This window comes from Stakelama portus, assembly GCF_003171655.1.
In the GTDB taxonomy this organism is placed as follows: Bacteria; Pseudomonadota; Alphaproteobacteria; order Sphingomonadales; family Sphingomonadaceae; genus Sphingomonas; species Sphingomonas portus.
In genome coordinates this window covers 445,167-466,259 of sequence record NZ_QFZL01000002.1, presented here as the reverse complement: position 1 = coordinate 466,259, position 21,093 = coordinate 445,167, and the positions used below count along the sequence as shown (strand labels likewise).

Below are 21,093 nucleotides of genomic sequence, written 5' to 3'. Positions count from 1 at the left end.
CGTTGGTGGCAATGAACGCACCATTTCAGAACCGGGCTGCCGAGCCGCTTACCTTGCCGCAGCCCTATCTTCTCTTCCTCGGCGACGTCCGCGATCCCGAATTTGCCAAGACGGCGTTCGGGCTGCGCGACTGGGCCACGGATCTGTGTATCGGCGAATATCGCGTCGCGGGATGCACGGTTTCGACCGGCCTTTCCGAAATGACGCCGGCGCAGGCGCATGATGCCGGTGCCCGCGCGCTGGTGATCGGCGTCGCAAATCAGGGCGGCGTCATCAATCCCGGCTGGGTACCCGCGCTGCTCGAGGCGCTGAAGGTCGGGCTCGATCTGGTGAGCGGCCTCCATGCCCGGCTCGCCGATATGCCGGCGCTGGTCGAAGCGGCGGAAAAATATGGCCGTCAGCTGATCGACATTCGCACGCCGCCGCCCGGCATTCCGGTGGCGACCGGGCGAAAGCGTACCGGCAAGCGACTGTTGACGGTCGGCACCGATTGCGCGCTGGGCAAGAAATATACTGCGCTGTCGCTGTGGCGGGCGATGCAGCAACGCGGTGTCGATGCCGATTTCCGTGCGACCGGCCAGACCGGGATCATGATTTCGGGATCGGGCATTCCGATGGATGCCGTGGTCGCCGATTTCGAAGCGGGCGCTGCCGAGATTCTGTCGCCCGACGCGGACCCGGCGCACTGGGACGTGGTCGAGGGGCAGGGGTCGCTGTTTCACCCCGCCTATGCGCCGGTCTCGCTGGGGCTGCTGCACGGCAGCCAGCCCGACATGTTCGTCGTGTGCCACAGCCCGGCGCGCACCCATATTCTGGGACTCGACAGCTACACGCTGCCGAGCATCGAGGAAGTGATTGACCTCACCATCCTGCTGGGCAAGCGCACCAATCCGGCGATCCGTTGCGGCGGCATCGCGCTCAACACCAGCGATATGACGCAGGCCGAGGCGCAAGCGCATATCGCGCGCGAAGCCGACCGGCTGGGCCTGCCCGTTGCCGATCCGATCCGCGGCGGTGCGGCGTTCGACGCGCTGGTCGACGCCTGTCTGGACGCAGCATGAGCGGCCCGGCGGCAGGAGCGAGCTGGTTTCAGCGTTTCCTGCTGCCGGGCTTCGCGCTGAAGGCATTCATTATCGGCGGCGGCTATGCCACGGGCCGCGAACTCGCCGAATATTTCCTGGCCAGCGGACCGCTCGGCGGTCTTGCCGGCATGGTGCTCGCAATGGCGTTGTGGAGCCTGATCGCGGCAGTCACCTTCGCCTTTGCCCAGATGACCGGCGCCTATGAATATCGCGCCTTTTTCATCCGGTTGCTGGGGCCGGGATGGCGGCTGTTCGAAATGGCCTATCTGATCTTCATCGTGCTGGTGCTGGCGGTGTTCGGCGCGACCGCGGGCGCGATCGGCGAGGCGATGTTCGGCTGGCCGGGCTTTGTCGGGGCTGGATTGCTCGCCATCGCGATCCTGCTGGTGACTTCGTTCGGCGAAACGATGGTCGAACGCCTGTTCAAATTCGCCTCGATCGCGCTGTACGGGGTCTATGCCGCTTTCCTGATCCTCAGCCTGTCGCGGTTTGGCGACCGCATCCTTGCCGGGTTCGAAACGTCGGCGCCGAGCGACGGCTGGCTGACCGGGGGGATCACCTATGCCAGTTATAATATCGTGGGTGCCGTCGTCATCCTGCCGGTGCTGCGCCACCTCACCGGCAGGCGTGACGCGCTGATCGCCGGCGCACTCGCCGGTCCTCTGGCGATGCTGCCGGCGATCCTTTTCTTCATCTGCATGGTCGGTTTCTATCCCGGCATCGGCGACGAAACGCTGCCCAGCGATTTCCTGCTCAGCCGCCTTGATGCGCCGGCCTTTCACTGGCTGTTTCAGGGGATGATCTTCATCGCGCTGCTCGAAAGCGGGGTGGGAGCGGTCCATTCGATCAACGAACGCATCGCCGGGGTTGCCGATGCGCGCGGAAGCAGCTTCGGCCCCGGCGCGCGCGCACTGTTCGGTGCGCTGCTGTTGATCGGGTGCATGTTCGTCGCCGACCGGGTCGGCCTCGTCGCGCTGATCGCCAGCGGCTATCGGCTGCTCGCCATCCTGTTCCTCATCGTCTTCGTCCTGCCGGTGCTCACTCTGGGCGTCGCACGCCTGTTGCGAACACCGGCATCCCCATCGGAAAGGCTATCTGCATGATCCGCATCTTCCGTCCCGCCACTGCGCTGTCCGCGCTCTTGCTTGGCCTGTTGCCCGGCGCCGCGCTCGCCGATCCGCCCGCCGGGTTCGTCGCGCATGTCGAGGCGCTGCGGCAGCGCAGCGGCTCGCCCGGCATCGCCATCGCAATCGTCGAACATGGCCAGCCGACGCTGGTTCGCGGCTGGGGCGTGCGCGAAATCGGCAAGCCGGCGCCGGTGGATGCCGATACGCTGTTCCAGATCGGATCTTCGGGCAAGGCGTTCACGGTCGCGGCACTCGCGCTGCTGGTCGATCGCGGGCAGTTGGGCTGGGACGACAAGGTGATCGATCACATGCCGTGGTTCCGCATGTACGATCCCTGGGTGACCAACGAAATGACCGTGCGCGACCTGCTGACGCATCGCAGCGGGCTGGGGCTGGGGCAGGGCGATCTGCTGTTCGTTCCGCGTGCTTCGCTGAGCCGCAGGGAAACCGTCGAACGGCTGCGTTATATGAAGCCCGCGACCAGTTTCCGATCGGCCTATGCCTATGACAATATCCTCTACACCGCTGCCGGCCAGTTGATCGAGGAAGTGTCGGGCAAAAGCTGGGAAGACTTCATCACCGACGATTTGCTGCGGCCGGCGGGGATGGATCGTGCCACCGCGACCAATGAAGCGCGGCTGGCCGATGCCAATCGCGCGCATCCGCATGCGCGGGTCAGCGGCGTCATTCGCGGCGATGGTCCGATCACCGCGCTCGACGAACGCGCGGTTTATATCAGCGCCAATGCCGCGCCCGCCGGTGGGCTCGCGCTCAGCGCCGACGAACTGGCGCGCTGGCTGCAGATCCAGCTCGGTCATGGCGCATTGCCCGGGGGCGGGCGGCTTTACAGCGAAGCGGCGGCGAAGGAGATGTGGACTCCGGTGACGCCGATGCCGGTGGCCGAATGGCCCGCGCCGATCGATGCCGCGCTGCCCAGCTATAACAGCTATGCGCTCGGCTGGACGGTCGAGGAGTATCACGGCGTCACGGTGATCGAACATGGCGGCGGCGTCTATGGATCGATAACCATGGTGGTGCTGTTGCCCGATCAGGATGTCGGCTTCGCCATTGTCGTCAATTCCGAGGAATCGGAGTTGCGGCGCGGGCTGATGTACGAATTGCTCGATCATTATACCGGCCGTCCGCCCGAGGACTGGTTCGGGCGCTTCGACAGCTTCATGAATGCCATGGTCGATGGCGGCAAGGCGGCGCTCGCCGCCGCACATGGCGAAGCCGCGCCGGGCGGTCCTTCGCTGCCGCTGGATCGCTATGTCGGCACGTATCGCGATCCCTGGTATGGCGATGTCGTGGTCGGACGCGATGGTGACGGGCTGACGATCGATTTCACCACCACCCCGAATATGAAGGGTCGGCTGGAGCCGTATCAATATGACAGCTTCGTCACGCGCTTCAGCGATACCGATATCGAAAATGCGATCGTCACCTTTCAACTGAACGACGACGGTTCGGTGGATCGCGTCAAGATGCGCGTCGAAAGCCCGATCGCCGATTTCAGCTATGATTATCGCGACCTCGACTTGCGCCCTGTGGAGAATGCCCGATGAAACGCCTGATCCCCCTGACTGCGTTGCTGCTCGCCGGCTGTGCGACGACGCCGCATCCGACGCTCCAACGGGCAAAATCGCTGCATGACCGGCTGATCGTGCTCGACACGCATCTTGATACCCCGCTGCATTTTCAGCGTCCCGGCTGGGATTTCGCCGGGCATCACGATCCGGCGAGCGATCTGGTGCAAGTCGATATGGAGCGGATGGAGGCGGGCGATCTCGATGGCGGCTTCTTTGCGATCTATACCGATCAGGGGCCGCTGACGCCGCAGGGCTATACCGATGCGCTTGCCTTTGCGCGCGGGCGATCGGACCTGATCGATCGCACGCTGGCGCGCTACCCCGATCGCATCGTTGCGGTGACGACGGCGGCGCAGGCGCGTGCGGCGGCTGCAGCGGGCAAGCTGATTGCGTTCAAGAGCATGGAAAACAGCTATCCGCTCGGCGAAGACCTGTCGCGGATGCGCGAATTCTACGATCGCGGCGTGCGGCTGATGGGGCCGGTCCATGGCAAGAACAACGAATTTGCCGACAGTGCGACCGACACGCCGAAATGGCATGGCCTCAGCCCGCTGGGGCGCGAATGGGTCCAGGAGGCCAACCGGCTCGGCATCGTCATCGATGCGAGCCACGCCTCGGACGAGGCATTCGATCAGATGCTGGCGCTGTCGACTGCGCCTATCCTCTTGTCGCATTCCAGCGCGCGCTGGGCGAGCGATCAGCCGCGTAACCTGGACGATGGGCGCATTCGCGCGCTGGCGGCAAAGGGCGGGGCGATCTGCGTCAGCACCATCTATCTGTCCGAAATGCATATGGGGCCCGAGCGCGAAAAGCTGTTCACCGACTATGAGCATATGGACACGATGACGCCCGAACAGCAGGCCGATCTCGCCCGCAAATGGCGCGCGCTCGACAAGACCGAGCCGATGTGGAGCGTCGATTTCGACCGCTATATGGAACAGGTGCTGCACGTGATCGAAGTCGCCGGAGTGGATCACACCTGTTTCGGCGGCGACTGGGACGGCGGCGGCGGCTTTCCCGGCTTTGAGGATATCACCATGCTGCCGGTGGTGACGCAGCGGCTGCTTGAGGCCGGCTATGACGAAACCGACCTCGCCAAGATGTGGGGCGGCAATATCCTGCGTATCGTCGAGGAGGCTCAGGCAAAGGCCGCGCACTGACGCGGCCTTGCTCCTAAACCGGGACCGCCGTTGTCGCCTTGATTTCCGACAGCGCCATGGTCGAATTGATTTCCTGCACCCCGGGCAGCTTCGACAATTTGTCGAAGAAGAAGCGTTCATAGGCTTCGATATCGCGAGTCACGATCCGCAGCATGAAATCGACCGGTCCCATCAGCACATAGCATTCGAGCACTTCGGGAAAGCCGCGGATCGCGGCGCTGAATTCGTCGAGATGCGCGCGGCCATGCGCGTTCAGCTTCACCTGTGCGAATATCTGGGCGTTCATGCCGATCTTCTGGCGATCGACCAGCGCGACGCGGCGCGTGATGATCCCTTCGCGTTCCATCCGGTCGATGCGCCGCCAGCAGGGCGAAGCCGACAGGCCGACCGCTTCGGCGATTTCGGCGGTCGATCGCGAGCAATCCTCCTGAAGCAGTTTCAGGATAGATCGTTCGTATCTATCGAGGGTATCCGGCATGGTTATCCCGTATATGAGGGTATGCAGGATATATCTGTCTCAAAATCCCAATCTCCCGTCAATTCGGGTCAGCTTTTCCTGCTGCGATGCGCGACAAGGGCGGCATCACAAAATGGAGTTGAGCGATGGTTATGACGCACAGCGACCGGGCGCTCCCGCCCGAGCGGGTTTGCCCGGTGGAGGATCCTGCTTCCGGTCTGAGCGGCGTGATCGTGATTCACTCGACCGCGCTCGGCCCTGCCGCCGGCGGTTGCCGTTTCTGGCACTATGACAATCCGGCCGCCGCAGTCGATGATGCGCTGCGCCTGGCGGAGGGTATGGCGTATAAGAACGCCGTGGCAGAGCTGCCGCTGGGCGGTGGCAAGGCCGTGCTGCGCATGCCCGAACCGCCATTCAGCCGGACGCAGCTGTTCGCGGCATTCGGCCGCGCGGTGAAAGCGCTCGACGGCAGCTATGTCACCGCAGAGGATGTCGGCACCAGCGTCAGCGATATGGAAGTGGTGGCGCGCGAGACGCGGCATGTGGCGGGCCTGCCGCCCGTGCCGGGCCGCCCCGGGGGCGATCCTTCGCCATGGACCGCGCGTGGCGTGCTCGACGCGATGCGGATCGCCGCCGAGCTGCGTCTGGGACGCGACCTGTCCGAATGTACGGTTGCCGTACAGGGGCTGGGCCATGTCGGCGCGCATCTTGTCCGTCTGCTCCACGCTGCCGGAGCGCGATTGATCGTCGCCGATCCGAAGCCCGGCGTCGCCGCCAGGCTTGCGGTCGAATGCGATGCGGAGATCATGTCGAAAGACGCGATTGTCGATGCCCGCGCCGACATTTTCGCGCCCTGTGCGCTGGGCGGGGTGCTCAACGTGGAAACCGCGATGCGGCTCAATGCGCGGGTGGTCTGCGGCGCTGCGAATAATCAGCTCGCCGACGACCGGGCGGCGGCAATGCTCGCGGCGCGCGAAATTCTCTATGCGCCCGATTATGTGGTCAATGCCGGCGGGATCATCAGCGTCGCGGCGGAATATCTGCGCTGGGACGCAAGCGAGGTTCAGCGTCGCGTCGACGGTACGGGCGCGCGCCTGCTTCGCGTGTTTCGCGAGGCGGACGAGGCCGGAGTCGTGCCGAGTGCGGCAGCCGAGGCGCTCGCGCGCCGCATCATCGCGACCGGACATGCCGAGACCGCGGACGCGGCGTCGGCAAGCGGCGATACTTCGCGCGAAGCGGAATCCGGCAGCGCGAGCCGTGAGCCGGTCGCTGTCTGACTCAAGGAAAAACCCTCCGCCGATGGGTGCATCGGCGGAGGGTTGGTGGGTCAGGCCGCGTCGACCAGAACGATCTCGCTGTCCTCGATCGCAGTGACTTTCAGCACCGCGACATTCTCGATCGCGGCGCCGTCGCGCGCATGCACGCGGACGCCGTTGACATCGACTGCGCCGGTAGCGGGGACCAGATAGCCGCGCCGGTCGTCGCCCAGCTGGTATTCGGCGGTTTCCCCGGCGCGCAACGTGGCGCCGATCACTCGGGCATCGGTCCGGATCGGCAGCGCATCGCCGTCTTCGGCAAAGCCCGAAGCGAGCGTTACGAACTGCCCGGCGCGGTCGCCCTTGGGAAAGGGTTTCGCGCCCCAGCTCGGTGCCTCGCCCTGCCGGGTGGGAAGGATCCAGATCTGGAAGATCTGGGTGACTTCGTCCTCCATATTATATTCGCTGTGCGCGATGCCGGTCCCGGCGCTCATCACCTGAACATCGCCCGCTTCGGTGCGGCCGTGATTGCCCAGATTGTCCTTATGGGTGATCGCGCCTTTGCGAACATAGGTGATGATTTCCATGTCGCGGTGCGGATGCGGGGGAAAACCGCTTTGCGGCTGGATCGTATCGTCGTTCCAGACGCGCAGATTGCCCCACTGCATCCGCTGCGGATCGTGATAGTTGGCGAACGAGAAATGGTGCTTGGCGTCCAGCCAGCCATGATTGGCGCCGCCCAGGCTCGCATAGGGTCTCAGTTCGATCATCGTCATTCTCCCGTAACAGTTTGAAATCAGTGCGCCAAAAGGCTCAGCGCCCGGATCTGGGCGGCGTTGAAGCCGACTTGCTCCAGCCGCTCGGTTTCTTCCGGCAGCACCTGTCCGCTTGTGCTGCTGGCGCAGATGAAACGGCGGACCGCCTCCAGTCGGGGGTCGGCAAGCGGCAGCGCGGGTCCCGCGCCCAGCCACCGCTGAAGCGGCGCGACAAGCCGTCGAGCAACGCCGGTGCGATCGGACGCGCTGCCGCAACCGCAGTTCGAAACATCGTGCAACGCGACCGCCACGGCCATCCATTCGGTCTTGGTCAGAATCGGGTCGCCGGGTTGCATTCTCATCTCCATCGCCGTTGCCCGCCCTAGTTAGGTCTTGTGGATAATTCTGTTCAGTGGGATAAAATCGGACGAACTATTCGAGGAAGTTGAAATGGTAAGCACCGGCACGCCGACCTATGACCAGATCCGGCTGTTCCTCGCTGTCGTGGAAACGGGCAGTTTTGCGAGCGCCGGTCGCAAGCTCAATCGCGCGGTGTCGGTGGTCAGCTATGGCATCGCCAATATGGAGGCGCAGCTGGGGCTGCAATTGTTCGAGCGAGAAGGAACCCGGCGCCCGCGGCTGACCGATGCCGGACAGGCGATCCTTGCCGAAGCGCTGACCATCGCCCAGGGAATGGACGGGCTGCGCGCCACGGCAAAGGGATTGCTGGACGGGCTGGAAGCACAAGTCAGCCTGGCGGTCGATGTCATGTTGCCTTCCGACCGGCTGGGTGAAGTGCTGCGCGGCTTCAACACGGCATTCCCCACCGTCTCGCTGCGACTGCATGTCGAAGCGCTGGGAGCGGTGACGGCGCTGGTGCTTGACGAACAGGCGGACATCGCGATCAGCGGTCCGCTAGTCACCGGGTTCGACGGGCTCGAACGGGTATCGGCAGGAAGCGTACCGCTGATTCCCGTCGCCGCGCCCGATCATCCGCTGGCGCGGCTTGCCGACCCCGGCTCGGGTGCCGCGCGCGAGCATATCCAGCTGGTGCTGACCGATCGCTCGCCGCTGACTGCTGGACAGGACTTCGCGGTGCGCAGCCCGCGCACCTGGCGGCTGGCCGATCTGGGCGCCAAACATGCGCTGCTGCGCGAAGGGGTGGGGTGGGGCAATATGCCCCTGCCGATGGTCGAGGGCGATCTGATGACCGGGGCCCTCGTCCGGCTGCATCTGCCCGACGATCCGGGCGGGCTATATCGGTTTCACGCGATCCATCGGCGCTCGGCGCCGCCGGGGCCGGCGGCCTGTTGGTTGCGCGACCGGTTTGTCGAAACGGGCAAAGCGCATCCCCATCCCGATCTTCCCGACGCGTGATAAGGGCGGACCTGGCTTTTACGCTACCGGTCGGGGCCGGAAATATTCGCCGGCTTCAATCGAGCAATTGGCGCAACAGCGTCAAAAGATCATCGGGCTCGAACGGCTTTTCGATGCTCGCCGTGGCCCCGGCGCGCCGCGCGACGACCAGCGCGTCATCCCCCTGCATGCGTGCACCGCCCGACATCGCCACGATCGGCAAGTCGACATTGCGCTCGCGCAGCGCGAGGATCACTTCGATTCCCTGCCCGCGTATCATCACCATGTCCGACAATACCAGCGCGGGCCGGAACCGGGCGAAGGTTTCCAGCGCTTCTTCGCCATCGGCGGCGGTTGCCACCTCATAGCCATAGGCGGATAGGAGCATGGTGAGCGATTTGCGCACCGGCTCCTCATCATCGACCACCAGAATTCTGTGCGACACGTCACGCCCCTCCCTGTCGAGCATCGAACTTCAGCTCGAATCGCGTTCCCTTTCCGGGACTGCTTTCCACGGTTATTTCGGCTCCGATCTTCTCGACCGCCTTGCGGACGACAGACAATCCCAGGCCGCTGCCGCCGCTACTGTGCCGGGTCGTGAAAAACGGCTCGAAAATCTTTTCCAGCGTCTTGGTGTCCATGCCGGGACCATCGTCGCCGACGCTCAGACGCGCGACGCGGGAAGCGAAATCGCCGTTCACCGAAATCACGATTTCGCCATTGCTGTCGCCGATCGCCTGCGCCGCGTTGGTCACCAGATTGAGGACGATCTGGTAGAGCTGGTTGCGATAGGCGTCGATCAGCGGGACCTGCTCCAGTTCCAGTTTCAGCTGGATATAGGGCGGCAAGCCCGCTTTCAGCAGCTTGCTGACATCGGCGATGAACTGATCGAGCGCGAGTGCGTGGAGCGGTTCGGTCGCCTGGCTGCGCCCGACATCGACGATTTCGCGTACCAGCCCGCGCGAGCGGATCGCTGCTTCATGGATCATTGCCAATGCTTCGTCGGAGTCGGGATCGGCGATCCGCGCGCGCAACAAGGGCATCACCGTCAATATCGGCTGCAGCGTATTGTTGAGGTCATGCGCAATGCCCGAAGACATGAGTCCCAGGCTTTCCAGCCGCTGGGAGTGTTCGAGCTGTTCGAGCAGGGAATCCGCCCGGCGCTGCGCCGATGCTTCGCGGATGCGATAGATGCTGTATTCGACCGCGCGACGCAGCAGCGCCTGCTGCAGTTCACCATGCGCCAGATAGGTCTGCGCTCCCGCCGAGATACATTCGAGCGCAAGTCGATCATCGGATTGCGCACCCAGCGCGATGATCGCAACGTCCTTTGACGCTTCCCGTATTTCCCTGACGCAGGCAACGCCGCCGCATTCGGCAACCACAAGGTCAAGAACGACGGCGGCAGGTTGCTGTTCGCGTATCAGCGTGCAGCCATCTTCAAGCGATTGTGCCGACAGCACCTCGTTACTATGCAGCATGTCAGCGATCCGGCGGGTTTCGCTGGTATCGCCATGAACGATCAGCAAGCGCTGTGAAGTCAAGGTCACCATAACAAGGCGATGGATAATACACGTTATACAGTCGATTTATAGCGAATTTGAAATACGCCGCCGTTTATTTAAGGATACTATGTATCAATAGTCGGGATACGCCCGTTTAAGGTTCACGACCCAGGTTTCCGCTCGGGAGAACAGCATCCCCAAACGCAGGGATCGGCCCCGCAAAGGGCGTTTTGTGGTGTGAGGGAAGCCGGAAAAATGGTGCCGCGTGTCCGACTCGAACGGACGACCTACCGCTTACAAGGCGGTTGCTCTACCAGCTGAGCTAACGCGGCATGCGGCTCCCCCCTTGCGATAACGCGGCGTTCGCGTCCAGCCCCTGTGGAGCCGAAGTCGTGGTCCGGCGTTTGCATATTGCACCGGAATCGTGGACCGACGCACTGGGAGGAGTCAGAATTGATCCAGAAAACAGGTTTGATCGCGGCAATGGCCGCGCCCCTGCTGCTCGCGGGATGTCAGTTTGTCGATGGCGATGCCAATGGCAATGATGCACGCGCAGCGGCGACGCCACCGGCGATGCCGACCGCCTCGCCTTCGCCGCTTCCTGCCGACACGTTCGCGCCGCCGGCCAATGCGTCCGCGCCCTTGAACACAACGGCGGCGGCGGCGGCTGTGCCAACCCCCAGCGCGATTCCCGGACCCGGGCCGTCGCCGCAGCCAAGCCTTGAACAGGCGATACAATGTGCGCGGATCGCATCGGTCGCGCAAAAGGACGATGCCGTCCGCGGCGCGCTGTCAAAGGAAGATGCGATGCGGATCGAAGTGCGCGCAATGAATGCCGCACGCGCCGAAGCGGGACGTCGCGATCTGGCACCGGGCGAAGTCGACAAGCGCCGAACCGCGATCACGCCGCTCGATCCGGCTTCCTATGACGGCGACCGGTTCAAGATCGAATTCTCGGAAATCTGCGTCCCGCTGTACAAATAGCCGGTCATTCGACGCCGAAGGTCCAGCCTTCGGTTCGGGCGATGTGCGCCGTCATTGCGGCGGGCGCCCATAATTCGGTACGTTCCGCCGCATGGCGCAGCCACGCCGCCGACAGGATCGCGTCGGTGGCGTGGTCGTCATATCGCACCAGCGGCCGGTGCGGCGCCGATCCGAAGGCTGCAAGCAGCAGGTCGAGCGTTTCGCGGTCGCGAATCTTCGAAATGCCCTTGCGCAATCCGGCGAGCCGGGACGCAAGCGCGGTATAGATTTCGACCAGCAATGGTCCGTTGTCGGGCACCGGATCGAACGGCCAGAACGGGATATGTCCGGCCAGGCGATGAAAGACGCGCATGCCGGTCAGGCTCGATTTGCCGACCTGGCTCGCGCCGACCAGATTGAAGCAGCTATAGGGCGAAAGCCGCATCGCGGCCTGGCCATGTTCGACGACGCGAAACCGTCCGCGCCCCGCGGGGAACAAATCTCCGCAATCGAAACGCTGGCGGAAATGCCGCTTCGCTTCGGGATGCGCGACAAAACTGCCGGCGGCCAGATGCGGATCGTCGCGGCTGATATGCTCGACCAGTGCCCAGAGCGTCTTTGCGTCCGCCGGGCTTTCGCTCCAGCCGGGGAAATAGGCGCCTTCGTCGACGAACGGGAAAGCAGGCGAAAGATCGAGCCCGATCAGCGCGCGGGTTCCGGCATCGGCCAGTTCGGTCAGCCAGTTCAGAATGCCCGCGCGCGACCATCCGCCCGGCGGAATGACCAGTTCCGGCGCGTCGCGCCCGATGCCTGCGCGGGCGACGGCCAGCCCCCTGGGACGTGCGACGGCCTGCCCCGACCAGTCGATCGCAATGAAATCGGTAAAGGGTCTCACGGCCGCTCGGTTCGACCGCAGACCAGACGTTGCGGTTTGCGCGCCAGATCCCACCAGCGCCGCCACAGATATAGTGCCACCCGGTCGAACGGTGCGCCATAGCGGACGAGGATCGCGGAATAATTACGATAATGATCGGTTTGCCAGAAATGATCGGGATCGGTTTCCAGCAGGATGTCCTTTTCCGCCTTCGTCACCATCAGGCAGAAACTGTCGGCTTCGCGGCCCGGCGCGCAAAGCGGCTTGGCGTTCAGTTTTGGACAGGGCGTGCCGTAATAGCTTTCCATCGTCACGTCCGGCAGGGTGCGGCAAAACGCAACGACATCTTCCCATCCGGTCATTGCATCTATCCCCGATTGCGCAGCGCGGCGAAAGGCGCCGCGCCGCCGTCACGGTGCAACGCCAGCAGCAGTTGCGGCCCGCGGATCGGCCGTTCAAGATTGACTCCCGACGGCGCCGATACGAGCAAAGCGGTATCCGCAAGCGCGATCGTGAGGGCCGGCCCGCGTGGCGCCGCGAAATACCGTCCCCGCCATTCGGGCAGGAACTTCGCCTTCCACCGGCGCAGCCCGGCATAACCGTACAGCCGCTCGCCATGCTGAAACATCAAACCGGCGATCCGCGCCCATAATGGCGCCAGCCGGCGGTTTTCGATGCCCGAAAGCGGCGCGACGCCCAGCGTCAGATGGCGATAGCCCTGCGCCTGGGCCCAATGGGCAAGGCTGACGATCAGATAGTCCATCGTCCCATGCGGAATATCGGTGCGGTGGCGCATCAGGTCGAACGACACTTCCTCGCCCCCCGGCAGCGTCCAGAGGTTGAGAAACGCCAGCACTTCGCCATCCTGCTCCGCGACCGCAACCGGCCCGCCGAGCAGATATTCGGGCGTAAAGCCGCCCAGGCTGAACTGTTTTTCGCGCTGCCCCTTGGCAGCCAGCCATTCGTCCGAAACCGCGCGCAGCCGGGGCATCAATTCGGCGAGTTCGGTTCCTTCGACCGTGCGGAACGTCACGCCTTCCTTTTCCGCGCGTCGGACGGCGTTGCGCAGCTTGGCGCGGGCACTGCCCTCCATCGAAAAATCGGCAAGCGGGATGCGCGCTTCCTCGCCGATCTTCATCACGCCAAGCCCCAGGTCGATCAGGTGCGGCAGCATCGATGCGTCGCAGCGATAAAATACGGTGCGCGCACCATGCCGGTCGGCAAGCTCGCGGAATTTCCATGCCAGTTCCTGTGCGCGCGCAGGCTCGCCGATCGGTCCACCCATCGCGATGAAACTGCGCCCGCGCACGCGGTACATCAGGAATGCGTCGCCTGCCTCGCTGATCAGGAAATTCTTGTCGCCGGTGCGGGCAAGATGCGCTTCGCTGGAAGTCGATGCGGCCAGCGCCTTGCGCCAGACCGAGGCGGGCAGCTCGCGCGGCAGCGTGTCGTAACTTGCGCGCGCCGGGCCGGTGAGGCGCCGCACCGCGAGCAGGATCGCGACGATCGCAACGCCGAGCGAGGCGCGCAGGAAACGCGGTGCGTCGGCAAAGGGTTGAGTCGACCACCAGAGCGAGCGGTCATAGGCGATATGCTTGTAGCTGAAGAAGCCGATGAACATGCTGCCCGCGATCACCGCGACGATCGACACCAGCCATCCCGCGCCCGGCCGCTCGCTGGTCAGTGCCGACTGGCGGTAAAAGGCCGGTCGCGTCCATGCCAGCAGCGCAAAGACGCCGCCCAATATGCCCGCCTCGACCCAATCGAGCGCGCGCAGCACGGCCAGCACGATCCCCGCGCCGATCAACGCCATGCTGGTCAGCCAGGCGATGTCGAGCCGGCGATACAGGCCATAGGCTGTGAACAGCAGCACCGCGCCGACGACGCTGCTGGTGAAATGCGACAATTCGAGCAGTGTGTCGGGCACCAGCGCGGTAATGATCTCGATCCGCTCGGGATATAGCGGGAACGCGCCGGACAGGATCAGCAACGCCCCGGCCGCGAACACTGCCGCCGCCATGGTAAGCGGCGCCAGCGACCGCGCGACCGCGCCGCTCGCCTTCACCACCGGGGCTGCGCGCGCGTGCAGCGTCTCGCCTTCGCGAATGGCCAGATAGATGAGCGCGAGCACAAAGGGCAGGAGGAAGTAGATCAGGCGATAGCCGATCAGTGCGCCCGCCAGTGCATCGCGCGGAACATCGGGGAGCAGGATCAGCACGGTCGCTTCGAATACGCCCAGCCCGCCCGGGGCATGGGTAAGCACGGCAATGGCGAGCGCCAGTACGAATGCCGCAAGCAGCATCGGAAACGCATTGATGCCGAGTTCGGGCAACAGCACGAACACCACCGCCGCCGAGAAAATAAGGTCGAGCGTCGCGGCGGCAAGCTGTCCCAGCGTCAGTCGCGGTCCGGGCAGCGGAATGCTGATCCCCGAAAAGCTGAGCGTGCGCGGCGCTTGCGCTGTCCATGCCAGATAGGTGCCCAGTGCCACAGCAATCGCGGCAGGGACGCCCCAGCGCGCGATATCGGGAAGCTGGACGGGGCCGAGATGCACGCCTGCGGGTTGCAGCGGCAGGGTAAGGCCGACGACCACCAATATTCCGAGCCAGAAAGTCAGACCCGCAATCGTGACGACACGCGCGATATCGGCTTCGCTGATCCCTTCCTTCGAATAGAAATTGAGCCGCACCGTGCCGCCGGTCAGCACCGGCAGACCCAGCGTGTTGGAAATGCCATAGCTGGTGGCGGCTGCGCGCGCGACGACGCCACGGCGGACGCTCTGGCCGATCGTGCGGAACGCGGCGAAATCGAAATAGATCAGACAGGCGAAGCTGGCGGCGGTGAAGCCGAGCGCCATCAGCCATCGCGGCGCGGAAATGGTCGCCACGGCGTGCTGAATATCGGCAGGGCGGATGTCGTTCAGAACCGAGCTCAGCGCGACAAATGCCAGGATCAGGATCGCGATGCCGACAATCGTGAAGATCCACTCGCGGCGGCGCGCGCACCAGCGCAATAACCGCGCGGCAAGCCCGGAGCCTTCAGGCTCGAAACTGGGAACTTCAAACGTCATTGCGGAATAAAAGGCCCGTGCCGGCACAAGGTTGCGCCTGATTTCACTATAGCGCAGGCAACGCAAGGGCGCGGTTAGGGATTTGTCCGTTGTCCGGTCGCGGGCCGGCGCCGCTCGTCCCACCATGCCATACGTTCGGCGACGCGTTTTTCGAAGCCGCGATCGACGGGGGTATAGAAAGTCTGCGGCGCCATTTCCTCGGGCCAGTAATTGTCGCCCGAAAAACCGCCCTCGGCATCGTGATCGTAGCTATATCCCTTGCCATAGCCGATGTCCTTCATCAGCTTTGTCGGGGCATTGAGGATGTTCTGCGGCGGCGTCAGGCTGCCGGTCTCCTTCGCGCTGCGCCATGCCGCCTTTTGCGCCTTGTACGCCGCGTTCGATTTGGGCGCGGTGGCGCAATAAAGGCACGCCTGCACGATCGCCAGTTCGCCTTCCGGGCTGCCGAGAAACTCATAGGCATCCTTGGCGGCGAGGCACTGGGTGAGCGCATTGGGATCGGCCAGGCCGATATCCTCGCTCGCGAAGCGGACGATGCGGCGCAGCACATAGAGGGGTTCCTCACCCGCCGTCAGCATCCGCGCGAGATAATAGAGCGCTGCCTGAGGATCGCTGCCGCGCAGCGATTTATGCAGCGCGCTGATGAGATTATAATGGCCCTCGCGATCCTTGTCATAAACCGCGACCCGGCGCTGGAGCAGCGCAGAGAGCCCGGCGGGGTCGAGCGGCGCATCGAGCCGCACCGAATAAAGCGTCTCGGCCTGATTGAGCAGGAACCGACCGTCGCCATCGGCGCTGGCGATCAGCGCGGCGCGGGCATCGGGATCGAGGGGAAGCGGGCGCTGCTCCAGCGCTTCGGCACGTAGCAGCAGCTTTTCGAGTGCTTCGGCATCGAGGCGGCGGAGGATCAGCACCTGCGCCCGGCTGAGCAGCGCGGCATTGAGTTCGAAGCTGGGATTTTCGGTCGTCGCGCCGACCAATGTCACCGTGCCGTCCTCGACAAAGGGCAGGAACCCGTCCTGTTGCGCGCGATTGAAGCGGTGAATTTCATCTACGAACAGCAACGTGCGCTGGCCGATCCGGGCATGTTCCTTCGCCTCGGCGAACACTTTCTTGAGGTCCGCGACGCCCGAGAAAACCGCCGAGATCGCAACGAAGCGCAGCCCGACCGCGTCGGCGAGCAACCGCGCGGTCGTCGTCTTGCCGGTGCCCGGCGGACCCCAGAGGATCATCGAGGAGAGCTTGCCCGCAGCCACCATCCGCCCGATCGCGCCCTCCGGGCCGGTCAGATGTTCCTGTCCCACCACCTGGTCGAGCGCGCGCGGGCGCAACCGATCGGCGAGCGGCCCGCCAACGGCCTCGTCCTGCGGTTCGGGGGAAGTCTGGTCGATGAAAAGATCTGCCATCGCCGGCCAAGATAGGCGCGCGTGCGCGATTTTGCATCCGCTGGTGAAACAGGATTTGATCGCGCGCAAAGCAGGGGCGTTCCGCCGGGCGCAACAGGCGACGCCATGGAATGCGATATCTTGATTATCGGCGCGGGGCCGGCGGGACTGGCCTTCGCGCGGGCGCTTGCGGGAAACGGGCTTTCGGTGGTTCTGGCGGAGCGCCAGTCGCACGCCGCGCTTGCCGATCCCGCCTATGACGGTCGCGAAATCGCGCTGACGCATCGATCGGTCGACACGTTGCAGCGGCTGGGCGTGTGGGGCGCAATTCCCGATGCCGATATCGCGCCGCTTCGCGAGGCGCGCGTGCTGAACGGGCATTCGCGGTTCGCGCTGGGCTTCGATACCGGCGCCACCGGCGCGGACGTGCTTGGCTATCTGGTGCCCAATCATCGTATTCGCCACGCACTGTTCCGCGGGATCGAATCGTTGCCTGGCGTGCGCGTGCTCGCCGATACTGCGGTGGCGTCGATTGAAACGGATCGCAGTTCCGCACGCGCCGTGCTGGCGGATGGCTGTGAAGTGCGGGCGCGGCTGCTGGTCGGCGCCGATTCGCGGTTTTCGCATGTCCGCGATCAGCTGGGCATTGCTGCGTCGACCAACCGGTTGGGCAAGGGCATGCTGGTCTCGCGCATGCGCCACGCCCTGCCGCATCATGGCGTCGCGACCGAATGGTTCGACCATCATCAGACGATGGCGATGCTGCCGCTCAACGGCGGATGTTCGTCGGCGGTCGTCACGGTGCCGCTGGGCGAAGCGGAGCGGCTGATGGCTCTCGATCCGACGGCCTTTGCCGCGGATATCGAAGCGCGATACCAGCATCGGCTCGGTGCGATGACGCTGGAGGGGACGCGCCATCTCTATCCGCTGGTCACCACATGGTCGCACCATTTCGCGGCGCGTCGCGCGGCATTGATCGGCGATGCGGCGGTGGGGATGCATCCGGTGACGGCGCATGGCTTCAACCTGGGGCTCAGCGGCCAGCAATTGCTCGCCGATGCGGTGCAGGCTGCGGTCGCGCGCGGCGGCGATATCGGCAGCGATGCCGTATTGCGCGCCTATGAAAGCGCGCATCGGCGCGCGGCCTGGCCGCTTTATGCCGGCACCAACGCGCTGACGCGCCTGTTCACCGACGATCGCGCACCGGCGCGTGCCGCGCGTCATGTCGCGCTGCGGCTTGCCCAGGGCGTGCCGCCGGTGCGCAGCAGCGTCCGCCGCATGTTGATGGCGCGCTAAAAGAATATTCCACGATATATCTTGAAACTTATTTCGCGGCGATATATCTGACGCTCGTTGTAAAGATATATCGAGGAATATTCAGATGCGTTTTGGAAGAGGCTATGACGCGTGGGCCGGCGGGTTCGGCGGCGCGGAATTCGAAGGCGGCGGTCGTGGCCATGGCCCACGGCACCACGGCCATGGACCCCATGGCGGGGGTCGCGGGCGGCGCAAGATGTTCGACGGGGGCGAGCTGAAGCTCGTTCTGCTGCATCTCATCGCCGAAAACCCGCGCCACGGATATGATCTCATTCGCGAGATCGAAGAGCGCACCGATGGCGCCTATGCGCCCAGTCCCGGCGTGATCTATCCGACCTTGACCATGCTCGAGGAAATGGGGCTGATCGAGGAACATCGTTCGGAAGGCGCGAAGAAGCAGTTCGCGATCACTACCGAAGGCCAGGCCTATCTGGCCGAACATGCCAAACAGGCCGAAGCGCTGCTTGCCCGCCTGACGCAGATTGCGTCGCTGAAGGCGCGTGCCAGTGGCGGCCCGATCCGGCGCGCGATGATGAACCTCAAAACGGTGCTTCAGACGCGGCTGGCCGATGATGCGGACAGCGATACGCTGCACGCCATCGCCGAGATGATCGATGAAACCGCGCGCAGGATCGAACGGATGTGACGCGGCTCGAATTGCTGCGCCGACGCCATGGGCTGGCGTCGGCGGACCGGAAGGAAATAGTCATGCGCGTAACCAGTATCGCAGCCGTGCCGACGAGCAGCGGCAGCCGCTATCTTCAGCAATTGTGCAAACATTGGTCGCATAATCTGGAGGTCGCATTCATTGCCGATCACGGCACTATCCGCTTCCCCGCCGAAGGGCGCGCCGGGACCTTTCCCGGCGATGCGCTGGTCACGCTCGATGCGAAGGACGATGCGCTGGACGTGCGGATCGATGCCAGCGTTGCCGAACAGCGCGAAGTGATGAAGGACGTGGTCGCCCGCCACCTCGATCGCTTCGCGTTTCGCGAGGCTCCGCTGACGTTCGATTGGAAGGACGGCTGAACGCGGTCAGCTGTCCGCGCTGAGCGTCTTGCCGTTGGTGATCACCACCAGATCGCCGACCTTGGTGGCGGCGAAGAGTTTCGCCGCGAATTCCTCGGGCACGCCGATACAGCCATGGGTGGCATAGCCAGCGATGATATCGCTGGCATGGATCGCCACCCAATCGCGCGTCAGCCGCAGCGAATAGGGCATCGGCGCGCTGTTATAGGTGCTCGACACATGATCGATATCCTTCTCCAATATCGGGAAGGTGCCGATCGGCGTCGGCTTTTCGTCGGCGCCGTACAGCACGGCAGTCGTGCCGATCTCATATCCGTCGCGCCACACCGACAGCACCTGGGCCTTCAGGTCGATGGTGACGATGATCGTCCCGGTGGCGGGCGCGCCGCGCTCGTCCCAATACCAGTCGCCGAACTTGATCGGCTCGGTGATCGGCAGGACGCGGCGAACCACCATTTCTTCGGGATCGACCGGCGCGGTCGCCGGGACGTCCTGAGCAGCGGGCTGTGCTTGCGGGGTCGCGGCAGGCGCTGGCGTTGCGATTGCAGTGGGGGAGGGCGTTGCGGCCGGCGAAGCAGCCTGTGCCAGCGCGTCGCCTTTGGCTTCCTTTACGGAACCTGCCACCGCGCGCGTCACATGGAATCCCGCGAGTAACAGCCCGCCGCTGATGATCGCGGCGAACAGCAATACTCCGACAAATCCCAACAGCTTGCGCGCCATCGCTCAGCCAAACTCCGCAGCAATCCAGAGCGTAAAATGGCATGCGCGGGGCCATCGCGCTACCAATGGATTCGGCCTGCCCCGAAGCGGGACAGAGTAGCACCGCGTTAACCGGTCGCTGCCGTCGCGAAGGCTATGCGTGTTTTTCGCTGACGCTCAGATAGGCGTCGAGCACCGCCTGATTGATCAGGTCCCAGCGATAGCCCTTGGCGCGTTCATGCCCGGCCTCACCGGCGATGCGGCGGAAATCGGGCTGCTGCACGAACCGCGCAATCGCATCGGCATAGCCGTCGATATCGCCGGGTTCGACCAGAATGCCCGACTTGCCTTCCTCCACCATGCCGACCGGGCCGGTGGCGCGTGCGGCGACCACGGGCACGCCGGCTGCCATCGCCTCCAGCGTCACATTGCCGAAGGTTTCGGTGATCGACGGGTTGAAGAAGATATCGAGCGACGCCACCGCCATGCCCAGATCGTCGCCGGTCAGGAAGCCGCCGAATACCGCGCTCGGCACCTGCTGCGCGAACCAGTCGCGCGCGGGCCCCTTGCCAATCACCAGCACCCGATGTTTCACGCCCATCGCTTCGAGCTTGCCGATCACTTCGGCAAATACGTCGAGCCCCTTTTCCAGCACGAGACGGCCGAGGAAGCCGACGACCACTTCTTCGTCGCCGATGCCGAGTTCCCGCCGCCATTCCAGATTGCGGCGTGCCGGATTGAAACGATCGTGATTGACCCCGCGCGACCAGATGGTGATCGGGCTGGTCACGCCCCATTCGCGCAATATGTCCGACAGCATCGGGCCGGGCGTCAGCACTGCGTCGGCGCGATTATAGAAACGCTTCGACAGCGAAATCGCCAGCGGCTCGAGGAATTTGAGGCCGTAATAGCGCGGATAGGTTTCGAACCGCGTGTGCAAGGTCGCGACGCTGCCGATGTCGTGCCGCCGCGCCCAGCTGAGCGCGCGATGGCCCAGAATGTCGGGCGCGGAAACATGGACCACGTTCGGCGCGAACGCCTTCAGGTCGTCGCGCACCTTTTTGGGCAGGCCGGGGGCAAGCTTATATTCGTCGCGTCCGCCGGGAAGCGGCCATGCCGGCACCGACACAAGATCGCCGGTCGGTTCGAAGGCGGGGGTGTCCGTCGTCGGCGAATAGACTCGCAACGTGACACCGCGCTCCAGCAGGAACCCGGCAAGGTTGTTGAGCGCCTGGTTCGCACCATCGCGGACATAATTGTAATTGCCGCTGAACATGGCAATGCGGAGGTCGGTCGGCTGCATCGGGAGCGGCAAATAGCGGGGTGCGCAGGGAAACGCCATGGCCGTTGCACGTTGTTCGGGTTCGGCCCCGTATTTCGGTTCGGGAAATGTTCGGTGCAGGACACGCGATGTCGCTCCAAACACGCCAAGGCGCGAGCGGGCAGGATAATCGCGACCCGACACGGAC

General features: G+C 64.3%; 21 protein-coding genes and 1 tRNA gene. 10 read left to right on the top strand and 12 right to left on the bottom strand.

All coding sequences use genetic code 11. The annotated features are described in order from the left end of the window. Window positions 1-11 precede the first annotated feature (11 nt). The 4 genes from DKB74_RS07520 to DKB74_RS07505 are packed head-to-tail and all read left to right on the top strand — an operon-like array spanning window position 12 to window position 4,958. Window positions 12-1,061, top strand: a complete 1,050-nt coding sequence (locus tag DKB74_RS07520; protein ID WP_109807500.1) for an N-acetyltransferase DgcN family protein — start codon at window positions 12-14, stop codon at window positions 1,059-1,061. Continuing rightward, the gene (locus DKB74_RS07515; RefSeq protein ID WP_109807499.1) at window positions 1,058-2,185 is read left to right on the top strand and encodes a YkvI family membrane protein; all 1,128 of its coding nucleotides are present in this window, start codon (window positions 1,058-1,060) and stop codon (window positions 2,183-2,185) included. The genes DKB74_RS07520 and DKB74_RS07515 overlap by 4 nt, the downstream gene beginning before the upstream one ends. Continuing rightward, entirely contained in the window at window positions 2,182-3,774 is a 1,593-nt protein-coding gene (locus DKB74_RS07510) for a serine hydrolase (protein ID WP_109807498.1), read from the top strand. The genes DKB74_RS07515 and DKB74_RS07510 overlap by 4 nt, the downstream gene beginning before the upstream one ends. Next, entirely contained in the window at window positions 3,771-4,958 is a 1,188-nt protein-coding gene (locus tag DKB74_RS07505; RefSeq protein WP_109807497.1) for a membrane dipeptidase, read from the top strand. Before DKB74_RS07510 ends, DKB74_RS07505 begins: the two co-directional genes overlap by 4 nt. A 13-nt stretch (window positions 4,959-4,971) precedes the next feature. Here DKB74_RS07505 and DKB74_RS07500 read toward each other — a convergent pair whose 3' ends face one another. Then, window positions 4,972-5,436, bottom strand: coding sequence for an Lrp/AsnC family transcriptional regulator (locus DKB74_RS07500; protein WP_109807496.1), 465 nt, complete (start codon window positions 5,434-5,436; stop codon window positions 4,972-4,974). 125 nt (window positions 5,437-5,561) lie between these two features. Here DKB74_RS07500 and DKB74_RS07495 point away from each other — a divergent pair, with 125 nt between their 5' ends. After that, window positions 5,562-6,692: a Glu/Leu/Phe/Val family dehydrogenase gene (locus tag DKB74_RS07495; protein ID WP_109807495.1), complete on the top strand. Its 1,131-nt coding sequence runs from the start codon at window positions 5,562-5,564 to the stop codon at window positions 6,690-6,692. Between the two features lie 50 nt (window positions 6,693-6,742). On the opposite strand, the gene DKB74_RS07490 is transcribed toward DKB74_RS07495, so the two are convergent. Both DKB74_RS07490 and DKB74_RS07485 read right to left on the bottom strand, forming a co-directional pair. Then, entirely contained in the window at window positions 6,743-7,441 is a 699-nt protein-coding gene (locus tag DKB74_RS07490; RefSeq protein ID WP_109807693.1) for a pirin family protein, read from the bottom strand. A gap of 26 nt (window positions 7,442-7,467) precedes the next feature. Next, complete coding sequence (locus DKB74_RS07485; protein ID WP_145960923.1) at window positions 7,468-7,788, bottom strand: hypothetical protein; 321 nt, start codon at window positions 7,786-7,788, stop codon at window positions 7,468-7,470. 88 nt (window positions 7,789-7,876) lie between these two features. Between DKB74_RS07485 and DKB74_RS07480 the strand changes: the two genes are divergently transcribed. Beyond that, a complete protein-coding gene (locus tag DKB74_RS07480; RefSeq protein WP_109807493.1) occupies window positions 7,877-8,803 on the top strand; it encodes a LysR family transcriptional regulator in 927 nt (308 codons plus the stop codon). Between the two features lie 55 nt (window positions 8,804-8,858). On the opposite strand, the gene DKB74_RS07475 is transcribed toward DKB74_RS07480, so the two are convergent. The 3 genes from DKB74_RS07475 to DKB74_RS07465 all read right to left on the bottom strand — a co-directional run bounded on the left by DKB74_RS07475 (window position 8,859) and on the right by DKB74_RS07465 (window position 10,619). After that, window positions 8,859-9,227 (bottom strand): response regulator transcription factor, encoded by a 369-nt coding sequence (locus DKB74_RS07475; RefSeq protein WP_161956829.1) that lies wholly within the window; start codon window positions 9,225-9,227, stop codon window positions 8,859-8,861. Between the two features lies 1 nt (window position 9,228). Further along, the gene (locus tag DKB74_RS07470) at window positions 9,229-10,326 is read right to left on the bottom strand and encodes a sensor histidine kinase (RefSeq protein ID WP_161956828.1); all 1,098 of its coding nucleotides are present in this window, start codon (window positions 10,324-10,326) and stop codon (window positions 9,229-9,231) included. A gap of 217 nt (window positions 10,327-10,543) precedes the next feature. Further along, window positions 10,544-10,619 (bottom strand) — tRNA-Thr (locus tag DKB74_RS07465). Between the two features lie 121 nt (window positions 10,620-10,740). On the opposite strand from DKB74_RS07465, the gene DKB74_RS07460 reads away from it, so the two are divergent. Then, window positions 10,741-11,271 carry a hypothetical protein gene (locus tag DKB74_RS07460; RefSeq protein ID WP_145960922.1) on the top strand — a complete coding sequence of 177 codons (531 nt, stop codon included), beginning with the start codon at window positions 10,741-10,743 and terminating at the stop codon, window positions 11,269-11,271. Window positions 11,272-11,275: 4 nt separating this feature from the next. On the opposite strand, the gene DKB74_RS07455 is transcribed toward DKB74_RS07460, so the two are convergent. The 4 genes from DKB74_RS07455 to DKB74_RS07440 all read right to left on the bottom strand — a co-directional run bounded on the left by DKB74_RS07455 (window position 11,276) and on the right by DKB74_RS07440 (window position 16,600). Further along, complete coding sequence (locus DKB74_RS07455) at window positions 11,276-12,145, bottom strand: hypothetical protein (RefSeq protein ID WP_109807489.1); 870 nt, start codon at window positions 12,143-12,145, stop codon at window positions 11,276-11,278. Next, on the bottom strand, window positions 12,142-12,486 hold the full coding sequence (locus DKB74_RS07450; protein WP_109807488.1) for a hypothetical protein: 345 nt from the start codon (window positions 12,484-12,486) through the stop codon (window positions 12,142-12,144). Before DKB74_RS07450 ends, DKB74_RS07455 begins: the two co-directional genes overlap by 4 nt. Before the next feature lie 5 nt (window positions 12,487-12,491). Continuing rightward, window positions 12,492-15,194 carry a bifunctional lysylphosphatidylglycerol flippase/synthetase MprF gene (gene mprF, locus DKB74_RS07445; protein ID WP_161956827.1) on the bottom strand — a complete coding sequence of 901 codons (2,703 nt, stop codon included), beginning with the start codon at window positions 15,192-15,194 and terminating at the stop codon, window positions 12,492-12,494. Between the two features lie 74 nt (window positions 15,195-15,268). Then, window positions 15,269-16,600, bottom strand: coding sequence for a replication-associated recombination protein A (locus DKB74_RS07440; RefSeq protein WP_109807486.1), 1,332 nt, complete (start codon window positions 16,598-16,600; stop codon window positions 15,269-15,271). Between the two features lie 105 nt (window positions 16,601-16,705). Here DKB74_RS07440 and ubiM point away from each other — a divergent pair, with 105 nt between their 5' ends. From ubiM to DKB74_RS07425, 3 genes are all read left to right on the top strand, one after another. Further along, on the top strand, window positions 16,706-17,875 hold the full coding sequence (gene ubiM / locus DKB74_RS07435; RefSeq protein WP_109807485.1) for a 5-demethoxyubiquinol-8 5-hydroxylase UbiM: 1,170 nt from the start codon (window positions 16,706-16,708) through the stop codon (window positions 17,873-17,875). 85 nt (window positions 17,876-17,960) lie between these two features. Further along, window positions 17,961-18,542, top strand: coding sequence for a PadR family transcriptional regulator (locus DKB74_RS07430; RefSeq protein ID WP_109807484.1), 582 nt, complete (start codon window positions 17,961-17,963; stop codon window positions 18,540-18,542). Between the two features lie 62 nt (window positions 18,543-18,604). Further along, window positions 18,605-18,925, top strand: a complete 321-nt coding sequence (locus DKB74_RS07425) for a DUF2218 domain-containing protein (RefSeq protein ID WP_109807692.1) — start codon at window positions 18,605-18,607, stop codon at window positions 18,923-18,925. Between the two features lie 6 nt (window positions 18,926-18,931). Here DKB74_RS07425 and DKB74_RS07420 read toward each other — a convergent pair whose 3' ends face one another. Further along, complete coding sequence (locus DKB74_RS07420; RefSeq protein ID WP_109807483.1) at window positions 18,932-19,645, bottom strand: L,D-transpeptidase family protein; 714 nt, start codon at window positions 19,643-19,645, stop codon at window positions 18,932-18,934. A gap of 133 nt (window positions 19,646-19,778) precedes the next feature. Further along, complete coding sequence (locus DKB74_RS07415; protein ID WP_109807691.1) at window positions 19,779-20,927, bottom strand: glycosyltransferase family 4 protein; 1,149 nt, start codon at window positions 20,925-20,927, stop codon at window positions 19,779-19,781. Window positions 20,928-21,093 lie beyond the last annotated feature (166 nt).